Consider the following 20510-nt stretch of genomic DNA (forward strand, 5'->3'; position numbering starts at 1 on the left):
TCGGAAGGTGAACGCTGTAGTGCATGATTCTTTTAAATCCTTATTTTAGGTTTGAAAACACCTATAATTTTCGTGGCGATGGCACGGCAATTGGGGTAAAATGCGCGCGACCAGCGTGATTGCGATCGCATTTCTGTGATAAATCTGCGCTAGCTCAATGCAGTAGGTTTTGTTTAAAACCTACGTATTTAGCAGGAACGCGGCGCATTGTCTTTCCTTCAAAACGTAGTGCTTGTGGATATGATTACAATTAAGAAAGGATTGGAACTGCCTATAGCAGGCGGACCAGAGCAAGTTATCCATAATGGCCCAGCCATTAAACATGTAGCTACTTTGGGTGAAGAGTATATTGGCTTACGTCCAACGATGAAGATCAAAGTGGGCGATAAAGTACAAAAAGGTCAGGTGATTTTCGAAGATAAGAAAAATCCTGGCGTAAAATATACGGCTTTAGCCAGTGGTACTATATTAGACATTAACCGGGGCGCCCAGCGTGTGCTGCAGTCTGTTGTTATTCAAGTGGAAGGTAACGAAAGCGTTTCCTTTGCTAAGTATGACGCCACTGCTCTTGATACGCTTGACTCGCAACTGGTCCGTGACAACCTGATTGAGTCAGGTTTATGGACTGCATTGCGTACTCGTCCTTTCAGCAAAGTGCCAGCCGTAGATTCTTCTGCTGCGGGTATATTTGTAACCGCCATTGATACGCAACCCCATGCTGCCGATCCCGTAGTGGTGATCCGCGAGCATAAAGAAGATTTTGCTAATGGTCTTAAAGTCTTAGCAAGACTTACCGAAGGTAAAGTTTACCTTTGCAAAGCGCCTGGCGCCGATATTCCTGCTGCTAATGCCCAAGTTGAAGAATTTGCCGGTGTTCACCCTGCAGGTCTTGTTGGTACTCATATCCATTTCCTACTTCCAGCTTCTGCAAAACGTACTGTTTGGCATGTCGGTTACCAAGATGTAATAGCCATTGGTCAGCTATTTACGACGGGTCAACTGAATACCGAACGTGTAGTTGCAATTGCCGGTCCTAAAGCAGCTAAGCCACGTTTGGTTCGCACTGTTTTAGGTGCAAGCATGACTGAGTTGACTGCTGGCGAAACCTTAGATGGTAACGTGCGTTTCATTTCAGGCTCTGTGCTGAATGGCCGTACTGCAGTTGGTCCTCAAGGGTATTTAGGCCGTTACCATATGCAGGTCAGTCTGCTTGAAGAAGGTACTGAAAAAGAATTTTTGGGTTGGGTATTGCCTGGCGCCAACAAGTTCTCTATCACTCGCGCATTCCTTGGTCACTTAAGCTCTTCTCGTTTGTTCAATATGACGACCAGTACTGGTGGCTCGGACCGTGCAATGGTGCCAATCGGTAACTTTGAGCGTGTAATGCCTCTGGATATTCTTCCTACAATGTTACTGCGTGACCTGATTTCGGGTGACTTTGACGGTGCGGCTACCCTAGGCGCGTTAGAGTTAGATGAAGAAGATCTCGCACTGTGTACGTTCGTATGTCCAGGCAAATATGACTACGGTTCATATCTGCGTGACTGTTTAGATACGATCGAGAGGGAAGGCTAATGAGCTTGAAAGATTTTTTCGAACGTATTGAACCCGACTTCGAGAAAGGCGGTAAATACGAAAAGTTTTATGCCCTCTTCGAAGCGGCATACACCATTTTTTATACGCCAGGTAAAGTGAACAAGGGAAAAACCCATGTTCGCGATAACCTTGACCTAAAACGTATGATGATTACGGTTTGGGCCTGTGCATTTCCCGCGATGTTCGTCGGTATGTACAACGTAGGTTTACAAGCACAACTCGCATTAATTGCGGGTTTTGCGACCCCAGATGTATGGCAAGTGAGCTTGTTTGGCATGTTCGGTACTGAACTGACAGCAAACTCTGGTTGGCCTGCATTAATGTGGTATGGCGCCTGTTTCTTCCTACCTATCTATGCGGTGACGTTTGCTGTCGGTGGTATTTGGGAAGTGTTGTTTGCCTCTATCCGCGGTCATGAAGTTAACGAGGGTTTCTTCGTTACCTCTATCCTGTTCGCCTTAACTTTGCCAGCAACTATTCCATTATGGATGGTGGCGCTAGGTATCACCTTCGGTGTGGTTGTGGCTAAGGAAGTGTTCGGTGGTACAGGGCGTAACTTCTTAAACCCAGCGCTTGCCGGTCGTGCATTCCTGTTCTTCGCTTACCCATTGAACATGTCTGGTGACACTACATGGGTTGTGGCTGACGGTTACTCTGGTGCGACTGCACTGAGTCAAGCTGCTGCGGGCAATTTGGATTATGCCTTCAACCAAAACTGGTGGGATGCGTTCTTCGGTTTCATTCCAGGTTCTGTCGGTGAAGTGTCTACGCTAGCGATTCTTTTAGGTGGTTTGGTCATCATCTATACCCGTATCGCATCATGGCGCATCGTGGGTGGTGTAATGCTGGGTATGATTGCCATTTCTACGCTGCTGAACGTTGTGGGTAGCGACACTAACCCAATGTTTGCAATGCCTTGGTACTGGCACTTAGTGTTAGGTGGTTTTGCGTTTGGCATGATGTTTATGGCGACTGACCCAGTGTCTGCGTCATTCACTAACCAAGCTAAATGGGCATACGGTATCTTGATTGGTGCAATGGCTGTGTTTATCCGCGTGATTAACCCTGCGTTCCCAGAAGGCATGATGTTAGCGATTCTGTTTGCTAACTTGTTCGCGCCATTGTTCGACCACTTCGTGGTTCAGGCAAATATCAAGCGGAGGATTGCTCGTGGCTAGTAATAGAGATTCGTTCGGAAGAACGCTATTTATCGTCGTTGGCTTATGTCTAATTTGTGCGATATTTGTGTCGACTGCGGCAGTATTACTGCGCCCAACTCAAGCAGAAAACAAACTGCTTGATAAGCAAAAGTACATTCTGGAAGCTGCAGGTCTGATTGACACTAAAGCCGGTAAAGTGACCAAAGCGCAAATTTTGGAAACTTACGGTAAGCATATCGAAGCTAAGTTAGTTAACTTAAAAACCGGTGATTGGGTTGAAGGTGTTGACGCCAATACATTTGATCAACGCAAAGCGTCTCGCGATGTGAAAACCTCATTTGTACCTGAAAACGATATCGCTTCAGTTAAGCGTGTTTCAGAAGATGCAGTGGTTTATCTGGTTCGCGACGATCAAGGTAAGTTAACCAGTGTGATCCTGCCTATCCATGGTTATGGCCTGTGGTCGACTATGTATGCTTTCCTCGCGTTAGATGCTGATCTGAACACGATTCAAAGCTTAGTTTACTACGAGCAAGGCGAAACCCCTGGTCTGGGTGGTGAAGTCCAAAACGCTCAGTGGAAAGCGAAATGGCATGGTAAAAAGTTATTTGATGCGCAAGGTAATATTGCGATCAGCGTAACCAAAAACCCCGCTGTTGCTAGCACTGAATACGGTGTAGATGCATTATCCGGCGCAACTCTGACCAGTAACGGTGTTCAACACTCTCTGACGTTCTGGTTAGGTAAAGAAGGTTTTGCGAGTTTCATTGAAAAAGCACGCAATGGAGGTCTCAGCTAATGTCTGACGCTAAAGAACTGAAACAGGTTCTGACTGGACCTATCGTCAACAACAACCCGATTGCATTACAAGTCCTTGGTGTATGTAGTGCGTTAGCGGTAACGAGCAAGCTCGAAACTGCACTGGTAATGGCGTTGGCATTAACTGCGGTAACAGCGTTTTCGAACCTGTTTATCTCAATGATCCGTAATCATATTCCTAGCAGCGTACGTATTATCGTGCAGATGACCATTATTGCCTCTCTGGTAATTGTGGTTGACCAATTGCTGCAGGCTTATGCTTATCAGATTTCTAAGCAGTTATCGGTATTCGTGGGTCTTATCATTACGAACTGTATCGTAATGGGACGCGCTGAAGCCTATGCGATGAAAACACCACCAATGATGAGCTTTATGGATGGTATCGGTAACGGTTTAGGTTACGGTGCGATTCTGTTAGCCGTTGGCTTCGTACGTGAACTGTTTGGTAACGGTTCTCTGTTCGGTGTTGAAATCCTGCACAAGATCTCTGACGGTGGTTGGTATCAACCAAATGGTTTGCTATTACTGCCGCCAAGTGCGTTCTTCCTAATTGGTATGCTGATTTGGATTATTCGTACCTATAAGCCAGAGCAAGTTGAAGCAAAAGGGTAATTGAGATGGAACATTATATTAGCCTGTTAATTCGCTCTGTTTTCATTGAAAACATGGCACTGGCCTTCTTCTTAGGTATGTGTACTTTCTTAGCGGTATCAAAGAAAGTGACTACCGCGATGGGCCTAGGGATTGCGGTAGTTGTTGTGTTAACTATCTCTGTTCCTGCTAACCAAGTTATTTACCAAGGGCTGTTAGCGCCTGGCGCACTGGCTTGGGCTGGTGCACCTGAAGCTGACTTAAGCTTCTTGAAATTCATTACCTTTATCGGTGTGATTGCGGCTTTAGTTCAAATTCTGGAAATGGCACTGGATAAGTACTTTCCTCCTTTGTACAACGCGTTAGGTATCTTCTTACCTCTGATCACTGTGAACTGTGCGATTTTCGGTGCGGTATCATTCATGGTTGAGCGTGACTACAAACTGGGCGAAAGTGTGGTGTTTGGTTTCGGCTCTGGAGTAGGTTGGGCATTAGCTATCGTATTGATGGCCGGTATCCGTGAGAAGCTGAAGTATGCCGATGTGCCCAATGGCCTGCGTGGTTTAGGTATTACCTTTATCACCGCTGGTTTAATGGCCTTAGGTTTCATGTCGTTTTCTGGTGTGTCTCTGTAAGATACACCAAACGGCTTCTTGAATTGGACCTTCTAAGGATAAGTTAATGGATATTCTTGGTATTTTTAAATCTACTCCGCTTGAGGTTTACCTCGGTGTGAGTATGTTTACTGCTATCGTCCTAGTCTTAGTGTTAGTGATTTTATTTGCTAAATCTAAGCTAGTGTCTAGCGGTGACATCACGATCGGCATCAACGACGATCCTGAAAAAGCGATTACAACCGGTGCCGGTGGCAAGCTGTTAGGCGTGCTAGCGAACAACGGTATCTTCGTATCGAGCGCCTGTGGTGGCGGTGGTTCTTGTGGCCAATGTCGCGTAGTGGTTAAGTCTGGCGGCGGTGATATTCTGCCAACAGAATTGGACCACATCAGCAAGGGTGACGCCCGTAAAGGTTGTCGTCTGTCTTGCCAGGTGAACGTTAAGAACGACATGGAAATCGAGCTTGACGAAGAAATCTTCGGTATCAAGAAGTGGGAATGTACTGTTATCTCTAACGATAACAAGGCGACCTTCATTAAAGAACTGAAGCTGCAAATTCCTGATGGTGAATCTGTTCCGTTCCGTGCGGGTGGTTACATCCAGATCGAAGCGCCTGCACACCATGTTAAATATGCTGATTTCGACGTACCGGCAAAATACCGTGGTGACTGGGAGCACTTTGGTTTCTTCAATCTTGAATCTAAAGTTGACGAAGAAACGATCCGTGCTTACTCAATGGCTAACTACCCAGAAGAGTTCGGCATCATCATGTTAAACGTGCGTATCGCAACGCCACCTCCACGTAACTTGAGCTTACCATGCGGTAAGATGTCATCTTACATTTGGAGCCTAAAGGCTGGCGATAAAGTGACTATTTCTGGTCCATTCGGTGAATTCTTCGCGAAAGATACCAATGCAGAAATGGTGTTTATCGGTGGTGGTGCGGGTATGGCACCAATGCGTTCACACATTTTCGACCAACTGAAGCGTCTGAAGTCTAAACGTAAGATGAGCTTCTGGTACGGTGCACGTTCTAAGCGTGAAATGTTCTACGTAGAAGACTTTGACGGCTTAGCGGCTGAAAACGACAACTTCGTATGGCATGTGGCCCTGTCTGATCCTCAACCTGAGGATAACTGGGATGGTTACACAGGTTTCATCCATAACGTATTGTATGAAAACTACCTGAAAGACCATGAAGCGCCAGAAGATTGTGAGTTCTACATGTGTGGACCTCCAATGATGAACGCGGCCGTGATCGGTATGTTGAAAAATCTTGGTGTCGAAGACGAAAACATCCTATTGGATGACTTCGGCGGCTAATGTGAATTAGCCCAAGGTGAGAAGAGTTGCAGATGTGGAGTAAAGCTCTCATCTGCAACTTTTGCATTAAAGGGCATCCAAAAGAGTTGTTAGTCACTATGTTTAAAACCCTAGCGTTAAAAACCCCTGTGTTAAAAACCTCAGTGTTGAAGCATTCAGTGAACTGGCTGGTCCTTGTAGGTCTAGCCTTTTTTATTTCAGCCTGTAGCAAACAGGATGAGGTTATCTCCCTTGCGGGCAGCACAATGGGCACGACTTACCATATTAAAGTGGTTCCTAATGAGCAAATGCCCACGGCCCAGCTATTGCAGGCCGAAATTGACTTAGCCCTAGAGCAAGTCAATAACCAGATGTCGACCTATCGACCTAATTCAGAATTGTCCCGTTTCAACCAGTTACCGCTTGAGCAAAGTGTCGAAGTGTCGCCGGATACTGTCAAAGTGGTTAAAGAAGGCATGCGTTTGTATCACGTGACAGACAAAGCCTTAGACATTACCTTAGGGCCGCTGGTGAACTTATGGGGATTTGGCCCCGATAAGCGCCCAACCAAAGTGCCGACTCAAGCCGAGATTGATGCAGCTAAGGCTAAAACGGGTATCAGTGAGCTTTCTATCGAAGGCAATCGCTTAAGCAAGCATAACGCCCATTTGTACGTGGATTTGTCATCTATCGCCAAGGGCTTTGGCGTGGATAAAGTGGCTACTATTTTAGATAAATATCACGCAACGGGTTACTTAGTTGAAATTGGTGGCGAGCTGAGCATTAAAGGCACCAAAGGCGATGGCAGTTCGTGGCGTGTCGCCATAGAGAAGCCGACCGATGAGGGCATGGCGGTACAGCAGGTGATTGAACCGGGCACTATGGCCATGGCGACGTCGGGGGATTACCGCAATTATTATGAGGAAGAAGGTCAACGTTTTACCCATATAATCGATCCGCGTACCGGTTTGCCTATCAATCATAAGTTAGCATCTGTGACCGTTTTGCATAAAGAATGTATGACGGCCGATGGTTTTGCGACGGCGATGATGGTTTTAGGCACAGAAGCGTCATTGGAGCTTGCCAAGAAAGAACACTTGGCGATAATGCTAATAGAAAAGCAAGGCGAAGGATTTAAAGTCTACTACAGTGACGCCTTCAAGCCTTTCCTTAAGTAGTTGGAGTTAACATGAGCACTTTTATCGCGGCATTTGTGATTTTATTACTGTTCTTTTTGCTTATGTCGATAGGTTATCTCATCAAGCGCAAAGCCGTTGAAGGAAGCTGTGGCGGTTTAGGTGTATTAGGGATTGAAAAAGCCTGCGATTGTGATGATCCCTGCGACAAGCGTAAGCGTCGTATGGCAGCTGAAGAAGCGCGCCGAGCGAAGTTAACCAAAGACCGGATCATTTAATTATCCGCTTCAACTAAAATAGCCTCCTCTGGAGGCTATTTTTTTGCCTCAAATTTAGCATCGTTAACATTAATCCTTGATTTATGAGGAGGATAGCAGGCTAATCTAAGCGATAATGAGAATGCTTTTTATCTTTAAGTTTGTGAAAAATAAAGAAAATTTGAGTTAGCTTGAAAACTGTACTAGGCTAGAAGCTTGATTTAGATCAATCTTTCACTCATATCAAGGATCGTAACTTATGAAAGGTCATCCAAAAGTGGTGGGACAACTCAATCGGGTGCTTACCTGTGAGTTAACGGCCATTAATCAATATTTTCTCCACGCCAGAATGTTCAAGCATTGGGGGCTGGAGAAGCTAAACCACGTCGAATACAAGAAATCCATCCAAGATATGAAACACGCCGATAAGCTTATTGAGCGGGTATTATTTTTAGAGGGATTACCGAATCTACAACAGCTCGAAAAACTGCGTATTGGCGAGCACACTCAAGAGATGCTCGATTGCGATTTAGCCATGGTGCAGGAACAACTCTCGCTGTTGCGGGATGCCATTACACTCTGCGAAGTTGAGCAGGATTATGTCAGTCGCGATCTGCTCGAAGATATTCTTGAAGATGAAGAAGAGCATTTAGATTGGCTCGAGTCACAGCAGGAGCTGATTAGCTTAACTGGCATTCAAAACTATCTTCAATCGCAAATTAGTGAGTCATAGGAGCTGAATATGAAAGGTGATAAAGACGTCATCGATGCGTTAAATCGACTCCTAACCGGAGAGTTATCAGCGATGGATCAGTATTTTGTGCATGCCCATATGTACGAAGACTGGGGACTAAACGAACTCTATGAGCGTATTGCCCACGAGTCGGATGATGAAAAAGGCCATGCGGCCAAATTGGTACAGCGTATTTTATTCCTTGAAGGTGTGCCAAATGTGGCCGCGCGGGAAGCGCTCAACATCGGCTCCAATGTTGAAGAGATGCTGCGTAACGATCTCGCATATGAATACAAGGTGGCCGATGATTTACGTAAAGTCATCGCGTTGTGTGAGCAGAAAAAAGATTATCAAACCCGAGAGATCTTAGAAGTGCTGCTCGATGATACCGAATCTGACCATATGTATTGGTTAGAGAAACAGCTCGGTTTAATTGACCGCATTGGTTTAGCGAATTATCTGCAAACTAAGATGTAACAATATCCGATTGCGCAGCTCAAGCACAAAGGCCAGTCATTTTATGACTGGCCTTTGTTTTGGGATTTTGAGTATTTAGTCTAACACTCTGTAAAAATTAGCTGTAGTAATGAGATGTTCTGTTTGAGGTGGATTGTTTAGCGATTCCTGTTATTTCATTAATGTCTATTCTTTACAAATACTTGTTTACGTTTTTTCTCATCATTTTGGCTGTTGTTGGCGGGTAAAAATTGTTACCGTGTGAAGCTGTTTTTGCAGGCTTTTATGTTAAGTGGTTGGTTAACCAGACGGGAAGATGAATGAGATATATAAAACGTTCTCTAAGTTTGCAGTTAGTGGTAACTATCGTCGGTGCCCTCGCTGTACTGCTTACTTTAGTTGCCGCTTTGCTCGTGAATAAAGAAAGTAATAATACACGTAAGCAGGTGGATGCCGACATTTCGGCACTTGTAGCCTTAAAAGCCAATGAGATCAGTGGTTACTTTGTTGCGAAGGGGCAAGTAATCCACTCGGTATTTGCCGAGCCTGGGCTTATCAACTGGTTTAGTCAGTATCATGCCCGGGGCAGTAATCTGGCGCAGGATCAGCAATATCAAGATATTATTCGTTATTTTCGCTCGTTTTCCGACCGTGATAGCGATGTGAAATCAGTATTCTTTGGTTCGGCAAACACCTTTGAGTATTTTGACCTTAATGGCCGTTTCGATGGCGATCCTGATTATTACACCAATAAGCGTCCTTGGTGGCAGGAGGCGATTGATCAACGTGGCCTGTTTGTGGGCGATCCTGCGGTAGATGCCAACGATGGTTCTATTTCTGCAACGGTTAAAACCCCAGTCTATAGTGCTAATGGCGAACTTATTGGCATTGGTGGTATGGATATTCTGATCGATACCATTGGTAAAAACCTGTTAGCACCGATTAAATACCGCAACTATGGCCAAGCCTTCCTGATGACGGATGAAGGTAAGCTTGTGTATTTCCCAGGATTCTCGAATAAATTCCCTCCCGGCTCACTTGCCAATCAAATTGATAGCCAATTTAAAGATACCTCCGGTTTTACAGCATTAATGCAACAAATGCAGCGCGAGCCTCAGGGGTTTGCCGAAGTTACTTTTAATGGCGTATCACAGCGAGTGACCTTTGTGACTGTAGGCGGGGATTATCCTAAGCAGAAATGGCACTTAGCCTTTATGTTGCCCCATGAAGTAATTGAAGCGCCTGTTACCAAAGCCTTTTGGAATGCCTGTTTTGTTGCATTAGGGATCATGCTGTTAGTGGGGATTACTGTTTGGTTGATGTTATTACCCTTTAGACGCCAGCTCAGCAAATTACTCGATGCCATGGAAGATATTGCCGAGGGTGACAGTGACTTATCCCAACGCATTTTAATGGAACGGGAAGATGAGCTAGGTAAACTGGGTGATGCTTTCAATCGTTTTGCTGAAAAGGTTCAGCAAATGTTGCTGCATACCCGTAGCTTAACCCAAGAGGTCGGCACTGGAGTGATGGATGCGCGCCAAGTGTGTGATTTAGCTGTCTCGTCGGTATCATCGCAAAAACAACAAATCGATTCTGTCGCCACGGCAGCAACTCAAATGGCGCAGACGAGCCAAGAAATGGCGATAAGTGCTCAACGCGCAAATGATTTTGCCGAAAAGGCACAGACTCAGGCCCTTGGTGGTACGCAAATCGTGTCCCGTGCGACCGAAGGGATGAAGGCATTATCGGTTCAAGTCATCGAAGCGGCTAATGTGATTAAGCGGCTACGAAGCAGCTCAGAGCAAATTGGTGAAGTCTTGAGCGTGATCCGCAATATTGCCGACCAAACTAACTTGCTGGCATTGAACGCGGCCATCGAGGCGGCGCGGGCGGGTGATCAAGGTCGAGGCTTCGCCGTTGTTGCTGACGAAGTGCGCACGCTGGCTTTGCGTACCCAAGATTCTACCGCCAATATTCAAGGCATTATCCAAACCCTGCAACAAAGTGCGCTTCAGGCTGAACAAGTGATGGAATCAGGGGTTGAGCAGGCAAGAGTAGGGCAAGACTTAACCACGCAAGTCGAGCAAGCCCTCAGCGACATCGCCAGTGCGATTACGTCTATCCAGCAGCAAACGGTGGAAATTACTGTGGCGATAGGCCAGCAGGCAGTGGTTGCCGATGAAGTGGCGCAAAACGTGGTGAGCGTGCGTGGTTTATCCGATCAATCCCTATTGTCAAGCCAAGATCTCTCTCAAAGTCTACAAGGATTTGAGCAAGCAACTCGAGAACTGACACGTAATATTGGTCAATTTAAAATTTAAATGCTGTTGTTTTAAAACCAAAGGAGCCTTAGCGCTCCTTTGGTTTTTTTGGGAATGTTATGCTTGGATAAGAATGCTTGAGTCGATAGATGAACTTCGCGACTGCGTAAATATGTCCTAGATACTTGATAACTGTTTTTATATACAGTATTTTGAGTGTCGGAGGAACCTTTAGTGCGAAAAATCATTCATGTTGATATGGATTGCTACTTTGCTGCGGTGGAAATGCGAGACTTTCCCGAATACCGTGGTAAACCGCTGGCCGTTGGTGGGAGCCGTGAGCGGCGAGGGGTTATCAGCACCTGTAATTACGAAGCGCGCCAATTTGGTGTGCGCTCCGCTATGGCAACGGCTTATGCGCTTAAACTGTGCCCAGACTTAATCCTTGTCCCCGGTCGAATGCAGGTCTATAAGGATGTATCGCAACAAATTCGCGCTATCTTCTCTCGATACACTGAATTGATTGAACCCCTCTCCCTCGATGAAGCCTACTTAGATGTTAGCGATTGCAAGCTGTTTAAGGGCTCTGCAACTCTGATTGCTGAAGCGATTCGCCATGATATTTTGGCCGAAACAGGGCTTACTGCTTCGGCTGGCGTTGCTCCTGTTAAATTCCTCGCCAAGGTGGCCTCTGACTTAAATAAACCTAATGGTTTGTATGTTATTTCGCCCGACAAGGTTCCTGAGTTCATTAAAACCTTATCCCTACGTAAGATCCCCGGTGTGGGGAAAGTCACCGCAGAAAAACTTTCCTCTTTAGGGTTGAATACCTGCGGCGATATACAAACTTATCCAAAACAAGACCTTATTACTCGTTTTGGCAAATTTGGTGCCGTATTAATTGAAAGATCCCATGGGATTGATGAGCGTGGGTTATCAGTGAGTCGCGAGCGTAAATCTGTCGGCGTTGAAACTACGTTGGTGCAGGATATTTACAGCCTCGAGCAGTGCCAGCAAGTGATGCCAGGATTAATACAAGAGTTATCAACTCGCCTAAGTCGTAGTGCCAAGGATCGACAAATCCATAAGCAGGTGGTGAAGCTTAAATTCAGTGACTTTAAACAGACCACAATCGAGCATCGCAGTGACGAAGTATCCATAGTGATGTTTTATGAGTTACTGAGCCAAGCAATGGCAAGGCAAGAGGGTCGTGGAATTCGATTACTCGGGATTTCTGTTGGACTTGCCGAGAGTAAAGATACGCTTCAGCCAATCATGGCTCGCGAGACTAAGCAGTTGGATTTGGTATTTTAATATCAATCTTACTGGGCGGATCTCGCTCAGCGCTAATCAAACCTAACTTAGTTAACGCGATAATAAGCCTTACGCAGTGCATAAATAAAAGGTACAAAAAGACCGCATTGGTGAACTCTCTGCGGCCTTTGTCATTTAAGTCTGCTTAGTGACTATTCATCTGTAGCGACTATTCACCTTTAGCGGGAATGCGCTCTAGCACGGCTAATAGTAGATCCCAGTACTGACCTACGGTGGTGATATTGACCATTTCATCCGGGCCGTGCGGATAACGGATGGTCGGGCCAATCGACACCATGTCCATTTCTGGATAGGGCTTTTTAAACAGACCACATTCAAGGCCAGCGTGGATCACCATGATAACGGGTTCTTTGTTGTAGATTGACTCATAGGTTTCACGCACAATTGCCATCACCGGCGAAGTGTTGTCTGGCTTCCAACCCGGGTAAGCGCCGCTAAGTTCAATATCTGCACCCGCTAAGTTGGTTAACGCAGTAAGCATGCCTTCAACTTGGCTACGGCCAGAATCGATGAGCGAGCGAATTAAGCAAAGAATGCTGACTTCTTCATCGTTAGTGCTGATCACACCAACGTTGAGTGAGGTTTCGGTTACGCCAGTTACTTCATCACTCATGCGCATTACCCCATTAGGGCAAACATGCAATAAGTCGATAAGGGTATTTTGGCTGTTTTCGCTCATCACACGTTTTGGCGTTGGGATTTCGCTCAACACTAAGCGCATGTCTGGGTCGGCAATGGCCAGCTCGGCGCGGACTAAGGCTTCAAAAGCACGCACTTTTTCATTCAGTGCATCGACATTTTCAGCAGGTAACATAAAGCTGATATTGGCTTCGCGTGGGATAGCATTACGCAGTGAACCACCGGTAAATTGGGTTAACTCTAGGGCTAACTCATCGGCATTTTCGAACAGGACGCGCGCCAAAATCTTGTTGGCGTTGCCACGACCCAAATGGATGTTGACCCCAGAGTGACCACCTTTTAAGCCCGATAAATGCAGGCTAAATGATGCATAACTTTGCTCCGACGCTTGCCATACCATAGGTAGGGTGATTTGGGCATCGACGCCGCCAGCGCAGCCCATGTAGATCTCACCTTCTTGCTCTGAGTCGGTGTTGATCAGGATCTCGGCATCAAGCATACCTGCTTGTAGTCCAAAGGCGCCTGTCATGCCCGCTTCTTCGTCAATGGTGAGCAGTACTTCGAGTGGACCGTGTTTGATGTCATCTGAGCCTAAAATCGCTAAGGCCGATGCCATACCAATGCCATTGTCGGCGCCTAAGGTTGTGCCTTTGGCTTTTACCCAGTCACCGTCAACATAGGCTTCGATAGGATCTTTGGTAAAGTCATGCACTTTATCGGCATTTTTTTGCGGCACCATATCGATATGGGCTTGGATCACAACGACTTTACGATCTTCCATTCCCGCAGTTGCGGGTTTGCGAATGATTAAATTGCCGACGGCATCTTCTACTACATCGAGTTGTTTGCTTTTAGCCCAGGCTTGGATGTGTTGGCTGAGTGCTTGTTCATATTTGGAAGGGTGGGGAATTGCACAGATTTGTTCGAACCATTGCCATAAAGGCTGTGGGTATAACTGACTTAACGCTGTCACAGAAGGTCCCTCATCAGGTCTTGTGGGTATGGGGCAAATTTGGGCTAATCCTAACACATTCTGCTCGGGCGATTAATCATCTCGATAACTCCGTGTACGTTTGTGGCAGCGAAAGTTGCCACCCTCTGTATTTTCGATAGTGGCAAAGCGATTTTTTGATTGGTAATTAAGCGTTATAGCGGGAATAATGCTGGCACAATAATGAAAAAGGATGGGTCATGTTTCAAGTTAACTTTATTGATGTACAAGCAGAAAATGCCATTTTTGATGGCGAAGGTTGGGATGCGGTTGTGGTGGTCACACCGGATCTCGTTTCTATCGGAATTGATGAGATCAGTTTGTTGGCCGAGCACGGTGCTAAGGTCGATAAGCGGGTTGGTAAGAGCCCGACGTTACTATTTGCACCGGGTTTAGCCGGTGGCCGTTTAATCATAGCGCCCGTCACTCAAGTGACTGATGATTATGCCGATGTGCGTATTTATGGCGATGCGGCAAGAGCTGCGATTGCTATCGCAAAAGACGCGGGGGCTAAGCGTCCGCTGCTTTATGTTGTTCCTTCAGCATCCCCTAAGTTTGGTTTTGCGACCGAAGTCGCGGCGTTGGCCTGTGGTCAAGAATTATGGCAAACCTTAGAGTTACGTGAGGCGACAGGCTTAACGCCAGCCTTTGAAGCGATAGGTTTATTGTCGTTATCATCTGAAAAGAGTCATTTGCTCAACGCATTAGAAGCAGGCCGCGTATTAGTGCGGGATTTATGTGGCACTGAACCTGAGCGTATGTCGGCGAAGGCCTTTGCTGAATATTGTTTGCAAGCCTTTAAAGGCAGTGTGATTAAAACCGCAGTGGTGGAAGATCGGGATATCCTTGAACGGGATTATCCGCTGTTAAGTGCGGTGGCGCGTTCTTCCTTTGCTGTTGGGCGGCATCAACCGCGGGTGGTAAAACTCGAATATCTGCCCGAAGGTGAGATTACTCGTACCTTCTTATTTGCTGGCAAAGGTGTGGTCTACGATACGGGCGGCGCCGATCTGAAAGTCGGCGGCGCAATGGCCGGCATGAGCCGCGATAAAGGCGGCGCCTCTGCTGTGGCTGGGTTATTTAAAACCTTGTCTATGCTTAAGCCTAAAGGGATCCGGGTGATTGCCGAACTGGGTTTAGTGCGTAATAGCATTGGCAGCGAAGCGTTTGTCACCGATGAAATTATCACCAGCCATGCGGGCGTGCGGGTACGCATTGGTAATACCGACGCTGAAGGTCGTTTAGTGCTGGCTGATTTGCTCAGTCATCTGCGTATTAAAGCGGTAACGGCTGTTAAGCCTGAGCTGTTTTCGGTTGCGACGCTCACGGGACATGTGGTGCGCTGCTATGGTAATTATTCCGCAGCGGTTGAAAACGCGGTCGCTAGTGGTGCACTGTGCGCGCAGACACTTGCGTCACAAGCGAGCCACTGGGGCGAACCCTTTGAGGTTTCCACATTACGCCGTGAGGATTTTGCCAAGATCCGCGAAGTGTCTGGGGCGGCTGATATTTTATCTTCAAACAATGCGCCGTCTTCAGTAACTGCCCGCGGGCATCAATATCCTGCAGCCTTTCTACTTAAGGCGTCAGGTCTGTTTGAACACGGTGTTAATGCCGCTATTCCTTTAGCTTATACACACTTAGATATTGCGGGCAGTGCAACTGAGGGCGATCCGCTCTACGGTAAACCCACTGCCAGCCCCTTGGTTAGTTTGTATCAATATCTGATCAATCGTTAACGAAATAACGTAACAAATAGAAATAATTCTGTAATATCTTATTTATTAGATGGTTACAGGGTTATTTCTGTTTTTATGTGATGCATGTCGCCAATATTTTTGATGGTTTGTGTAATTTAATTACATTAAAAAGCCTTAATCAAAATAAATACAAAAAAAGCTTGTAATAAAACTACGAAAACATATAATAGTTTTCGTGGACAGGGCATTAAACCTTTCCCCTCTAGTCTATCCAGGATGGATACCCTTCTCCAAGGACCCGAGTGACAAGTCGTCTCAACGGATTTGAGAATCTCTAGTTCCAAGGAACCGAGCCAAGCTTTACTAGAGTACTTAATCTCAACTTTACTTAGGAGTAATTGACTATGTCTTATACAGGCAACAACCATTTTTATTGGCAAAATACTTGGTTTAACACTGATGTTTTGCGTGGCGGTTTATTCGCTATGAGCTTTAAGGGCTAACTATCCCTTTAAATCTAGTTTCCATCATCCATCAACCTTTGTATCGCCTTTTGGGGCGTGTTTAGACTCAAGTAGCATATCGGTGTTTTTGCATGGGTATGCCAGGTTTTTCCCGCTAGCGCGGTAATGTACTTCCCCGAAAGGGACGCTTGAAACATGTCTTGCCTGCTCATTGAGCAGGCTTTTTTTTAGCTTTTTTCTGTCGTTATGACGCAATGCCTCTCATTCCTTCCCATAAACGTAAAATTTTTTGCGGCCATCTTGCGATGACTACTCTTCGCAATAGTTAATTTAATTAGCTGTTTTTAAAACATAAAACCTTGTCATTAATCTATTCATCTTTTTGTACGACTTATGAATGATGAATTTGTTACATTTGTCACATAAAATACAAATGCAAATCGTTATCAATGGTGTTACCGTATGCGCACCTTGACGAAACTTGCTGAACGACTATGCGTTTTAATCTACTTCCTCTGGCGGCTGCGGTCACACTAGCCTTGAATCCTTTGGCATTGATGGCCGAAGAACAAACCTCTTCTAAAACAGAGGCACAAGATCAAAATATCGAAAAAATCACAGTGATGGGTAAATACACTGTGAGTCGCAATATTGATACCGCGACAGGTCTAGGACTCACATTACGAGAAACGCCTCAGTCGGTCAGCATCATGACGGCGGATCGAATTGAAGATCAGGCATTAAATACTGTGGTCGATGTAGTCAATAACACTGTGGGTTTGTCTTCCTCAAAAACTGATAACGTGCGTAACGGTTTTTCGGCTCGCGGTTTTACCGTGCAAAACTATCAAATTGATGGCGTGCCTTTATCTTGGAGTTTAGGCGGCGATGCTGGCGAAACGGTATCAGATGTGTCTATCTACGAGCGCGTTGAAGTCGTTCGTGGTGCTACCGGATTATTAACCGGCGCTGGCGATCCTTCTGCCTCGATTAACTTAGTGCGTAAGCATGCTGACAGTTCTGATCTTAAAGGTTATGTGGATGTCGCCACTGGAAGTTGGGATAAAAAACAAGTCACTGCGGATGTGTCTAATGGTCTGAATGAAGACGGCAGTGTGCGTGGCCGTTTGGTCGCTAAGTATGTGAATAGCGATTCCTATCAAGATCTATATCAAGACCGTAAAACCATTCTCTATGGTGTTGTCGATAGCGATATCACCGCCAACACTTTACTGCGTGTCGGTGGTAGCTATAACCACAACGATCCGAAAGGGGCGATGTGGGGCGCGTTGCCCGCCGTCTTTAGCGATGGTTCTGCCACAGATTGGGATACATCGACCACTACAGCCGCCGATTGGAGCCGCTGGGAAACTAAAAACATTAACTACTTTGCTAACCTAAATCATTACTTTAGCAATGGCTGGCAATTGGTGGCTAACTACAACCGCATGGAATATGAAACCACCACTAAGATGATTTACATGTCGGGTTTACTCGATAAAGACACGGGGGCGGGGCTTAGTGGTCAGCGTTATCACAGCCATGGTGAAAGTAACTCGAATAACTTTGATGTGCAGCTTAAAGGCGACTATGACCTCTTTGGTCAAACCCATGAGTTTGTGACGGGGGCTTTGTATAGTAAGCAAAAATCCTACGCTGATACCTATGAGCCTATCCGTGACAATATGACGGGTTGGGACTCACAAGTGGTCGATAACTTCTACGAATGGCAACAAAATCAGTTTGCTGAGCCTGAATGGTCGAGCAACGCGAACCGTCAGCTCAATATGGATACCGAGCAAAAAGGCTTTTATGCGGCGACCCGCCTGACCATTACCGATGATTTTAAACTGATTGCCGGTGGACGTATTTCAAGCTGGAACCGTGAAGGCGTGAGCTATGGTACCGATACTAACTTTGGCGATGATGGCGTGTTTGTGCCCTATGTTGGCGCCTTGTACGATATCAATGACGCGCATCGTATTTACGCCAGTTATACCGGGATTTTTAATCCGCAGAATAATTTCGATGCCGATCAAAATTACCTCGATCCATTAGAAGGCAAAGCCTACGAATTAGGTCTGAAGAGTGCTTATCTTGACGATCGTCTACATACCACTGTAGCCGTGTTCCAAATTGACCAAGATAACTTGGCAACCTTAGCCGGAACGATTTATATCGGTGGTAAACCCGTGAATTACTATGAGGCCGCACAAGGCACAAAGAGTAAGGGTTTTGAGCTAGAAGTGGTGGGTGAGCCTGCCGATGGCTGGAATATCTCTGCGGGTTACTCGCAATTTAATGCCGAAGATGCAGAGGGTAAGCGAGTCGCAACTACCAGTCCGCAGAAGCAATTTAAACTGTTTACCACCTATCAATTTGTGGACTTATTGCCTGAGTTAACCATAGGTGGTGGAGTGAATTGGCAAAGTGACAGTTACTCAGATGTCAGTGATGTGGCAATTAAGCAGGATGCTTACTCCCTAGTGAATCTGATGGCGCGCTACGATCTGGCTGAGAATATGGATCTACAGGTTAACGTAGAGAATCTGCTGGATGAGAAATATTATGCCTATATGTCAGCGTCTGGCCTAGCATACAGTGTGTATCACTACGGTGCTCCACGTAACTTTACCGTCAGCTTTAACTATCGCTTTTAAGCATTTTCCCCGTTGAACTCAAAAAGCCGGTGCCCTTAAGGGCGCCGGCTTTTTGCTATCGACTTAAATCCCATTGGCTGCGCAGATGCAGCCTAATATGCCTGTATGGGAAAACCATTGTACTGTTTTGTGATTATTTCGCTTTAAAAACAATACGCTGTTAATCCTGAACGACGTTTGAATTTTCCTAGATTAAGACTGGTATGCTAACCCCTATTTACAGTGAACTTTAATGTAAATTAAGTGCGGTGGTTTTTTGTTCTGTTTAGCGATTTCTATCAATAAAATCTCCATCAATTTTCTGGCCTGACCAGCACAAACTCCCTATAATCCCCTGCGAAAAACACTGCTACATAGTGTTTACATTTTTAGACCCTACCTACTTAAAAATAAAAGGAACCCAGTTCCATGTTAGAAAAGCTGTTCAAACTGAAACAAAATCAAACGAGCCTCAAGCAGGAAGCGATAGCAGGTTTGACAACATTTATGACGATGGCCTACATCATTTTTGTGAATCCCATGATGTTAGCCGATGCGGGTATGGATCATGGCGCCGTGTTTGTGGCTACCTGTTTAGCTGCGGCCGTAGGTTGTATCGTGATGGGGCTGATGGCGAATTATCCTATCGCGCTCGCCCCAGGTATGGGACTCAATGCCTTTTTTACCTACACTGTGGTGGGTGAGATGGGCTACAGCTGGGAAACGGCACTCGGTGCGGTTTTCTTATCGGGGATCTGCTTTCTGATCCTATCTTTAGTGCGTATTCGCGAGTGGATTGTTAACAGTATTCCTATGTCGCTGCGTATTGGTATTGCTGCGGGTATTGGTCTGTTCTTAGCGCTGATCGGCCTTAAGAGTGCTGGTATTGTGGTGGCAAGCCCTGCAACCTTAGTGACCATGGGCGATATTACTGCGTTTCCGGCGGTGATGGCTGTATTAGGTTTCTTCCTCATTATCGCTATGGTGCAGCGTGGCATGAAGTCAGCGGTGATTTTAAGTATCCTGATCATTACTGGGCTTGGATTGGTATTTGGCGATGTGCATTACAACGGCATCGTCTCTATGCCGCCTTCAATTGCGCCCACGTTTATGGCGATGGATTTATCCCAAGTGTTTGAAGTAACTATGCTCTCAGTGGTGTTTGCCTTCTTATTTGTGGATTTATTTGATACTTCAGGCACCTTAGTTGCGGTTGCTCAGCGTGGTGGTTTTCTCGATGAAAAGGGCCGTTTACCTCGATTAAATCGTGCCTTAACCGCTGACAGTTTAGCGACGATTGCAGGTGCAGCCTTAGGGACTTCTACCACCACCAGTTATATCGAAAGTACCGCTGGGGTGAGTGCGGGCGGTCGAACTGGCTTAACGGCGGTGGTGGTTGGTTTGCTGTTTATCTTGGCATTATTTTTATCGCCTTTAGCAGGGATGATCCCCGCCTATGCCACGGCAGGTACGCTGTTCTATGTGGCTATACTGATGATGTCAGGGTTGGTTCACGTTGAATGGGAAGACTTAACTGAGGCTGCGCCAGTAGTCGTGGTGTGTATCCTGATGCCGCTGACCTTCTCGATTGCGACAGGGATTGCACTGGGAATTATTTCCTATGCGGCCATCAAGCTGTTAACGGGTCGGTTTAGCGATTTAAATATCGGTGTGCTGGTGCTTGCTGCGATGTTTATTGCGAAATTTATTTACGGCTGATACTTAGAACGAGTTGCCGTTTAAGGGATATTTTTTGAGGGTCATCTAATTGATGGCCCTTTTTAATGCGCGATCCCAAGCAGAATTGAAAATT

16 protein-coding genes are annotated in these 20510 nt (G+C 46.0%); 15 read left to right on the forward strand and 1 reads right to left on the reverse strand.

Going from position 1 to position 20510, the window contains the following annotated elements:
• Window positions 1–240 precede the first annotated feature (240 nt).
• The 12 genes from HG547_RS07360 to dinB all read left to right on the forward strand — a co-directional run bounded on the left by HG547_RS07360 (window position 241) and on the right by dinB (window position 12243).
• Window positions 241–1575: a Na(+)-translocating NADH-quinone reductase subunit A gene (locus HG547_RS07360; protein WP_037415063.1), complete on the forward strand. Its 1335-nt coding sequence runs from the start codon at window positions 241–243 to the stop codon at window positions 1573–1575.
• Window positions 1575–2774 (forward strand): NADH:ubiquinone reductase (Na(+)-transporting) subunit B, encoded by a 1200-nt coding sequence (locus tag HG547_RS07365; protein WP_037415023.1) that lies wholly within the window; start codon window positions 1575–1577, stop codon window positions 2772–2774. Before HG547_RS07360 ends, HG547_RS07365 begins: the two co-directional genes overlap by 1 nt.
• Window positions 2767–3555, forward strand: coding sequence for a Na(+)-translocating NADH-quinone reductase subunit C (locus tag HG547_RS07370; RefSeq protein ID WP_037415022.1), 789 nt, complete (start codon window positions 2767–2769; stop codon window positions 3553–3555). Before HG547_RS07365 ends, HG547_RS07370 begins: the two co-directional genes overlap by 8 nt.
• Window positions 3555–4187, forward strand: a complete 633-nt coding sequence (locus HG547_RS07375; RefSeq protein WP_037415013.1) for an NADH:ubiquinone reductase (Na(+)-transporting) subunit D — start codon at window positions 3555–3557, stop codon at window positions 4185–4187. The genes HG547_RS07370 and HG547_RS07375 overlap by 1 nt, the downstream gene beginning before the upstream one ends.
• Before the next feature lie 5 nt (window positions 4188–4192).
• Entirely contained in the window at window positions 4193–4801 is a 609-nt protein-coding gene (gene nqrE / locus HG547_RS07380) for an NADH:ubiquinone reductase (Na(+)-transporting) subunit E (protein ID WP_006080469.1), read from the forward strand.
• 46 nt (window positions 4802–4847) lie between these two features.
• The gene (gene nqrF / locus HG547_RS07385) at window positions 4848–6104 is read left to right on the forward strand and encodes an NADH:ubiquinone reductase (Na(+)-transporting) subunit F (protein ID WP_037427058.1); all 1257 of its coding nucleotides are present in this window, start codon (window positions 4848–4850) and stop codon (window positions 6102–6104) included.
• A 98-nt stretch (window positions 6105–6202) separates the two neighbouring features.
• Window positions 6203–7261: an FAD:protein FMN transferase gene (locus tag HG547_RS07390; protein ID WP_037415060.1), complete on the forward strand. Its 1059-nt coding sequence runs from the start codon at window positions 6203–6205 to the stop codon at window positions 7259–7261.
• A gap of 11 nt (window positions 7262–7272) precedes the next feature.
• The gene (nqrM, locus tag HG547_RS07395; protein WP_011071354.1) at window positions 7273–7497 is read left to right on the forward strand and encodes a (Na+)-NQR maturation NqrM; all 225 of its coding nucleotides are present in this window, start codon (window positions 7273–7275) and stop codon (window positions 7495–7497) included.
• A 238-nt stretch (window positions 7498–7735) separates the two neighbouring features.
• Complete coding sequence (bfr, locus tag HG547_RS07400) at window positions 7736–8209, forward strand: bacterioferritin (RefSeq protein WP_037415005.1); 474 nt, start codon at window positions 7736–7738, stop codon at window positions 8207–8209.
• A 9-nt stretch (window positions 8210–8218) separates the two neighbouring features.
• Window positions 8219–8686 carry a bacterioferritin gene (bfr, locus tag HG547_RS07405; protein WP_011071356.1) on the forward strand — a complete coding sequence of 156 codons (468 nt, stop codon included), beginning with the start codon at window positions 8219–8221 and terminating at the stop codon, window positions 8684–8686.
• 299 nt (window positions 8687–8985) lie between these two features.
• Window positions 8986–10989, forward strand: a complete 2004-nt coding sequence (locus HG547_RS07410) for a methyl-accepting chemotaxis protein (RefSeq protein WP_169547462.1) — start codon at window positions 8986–8988, stop codon at window positions 10987–10989.
• A gap of 174 nt (window positions 10990–11163) precedes the next feature.
• Entirely contained in the window at window positions 11164–12243 is a 1080-nt protein-coding gene (dinB, locus tag HG547_RS07415) for a DNA polymerase IV (RefSeq protein WP_169547463.1), read from the forward strand.
• Between the two features lie 169 nt (window positions 12244–12412).
• On the opposite strand, the gene HG547_RS07420 is transcribed toward dinB, so the two are convergent.
• Window positions 12413–13876, reverse strand: coding sequence for an aminoacyl-histidine dipeptidase (locus tag HG547_RS07420; RefSeq protein WP_169547464.1), 1464 nt, complete (start codon window positions 13874–13876; stop codon window positions 12413–12415).
• 218 nt (window positions 13877–14094) lie between these two features.
• On the opposite strand from HG547_RS07420, the gene HG547_RS07425 reads away from it, so the two are divergent.
• The 3 genes from HG547_RS07425 to HG547_RS07435 all read left to right on the forward strand — a co-directional run bounded on the left by HG547_RS07425 (window position 14095) and on the right by HG547_RS07435 (window position 20416).
• Entirely contained in the window at window positions 14095–15633 is a 1539-nt protein-coding gene (locus HG547_RS07425) for a leucyl aminopeptidase family protein (protein ID WP_169547465.1), read from the forward strand.
• Between the two features lie 919 nt (window positions 15634–16552).
• Complete coding sequence (locus HG547_RS07430) at window positions 16553–18718, forward strand: TonB-dependent siderophore receptor (RefSeq protein WP_069453366.1); 2166 nt, start codon at window positions 16553–16555, stop codon at window positions 18716–18718.
• 408 nt (window positions 18719–19126) lie between these two features.
• On the forward strand, window positions 19127–20416 hold the full coding sequence (locus tag HG547_RS07435) for an NCS2 family permease (RefSeq protein ID WP_037414991.1): 1290 nt from the start codon (window positions 19127–19129) through the stop codon (window positions 20414–20416).
• Window positions 20417–20510: the final 94 nt, after the last annotated feature.

This window comes from Shewanella sp. DNRA4 (assembly GCF_012843185.1).
Taxonomy (GTDB): Bacteria; Pseudomonadota; Gammaproteobacteria; order Enterobacterales; family Shewanellaceae; genus Shewanella; species Shewanella xiamenensis.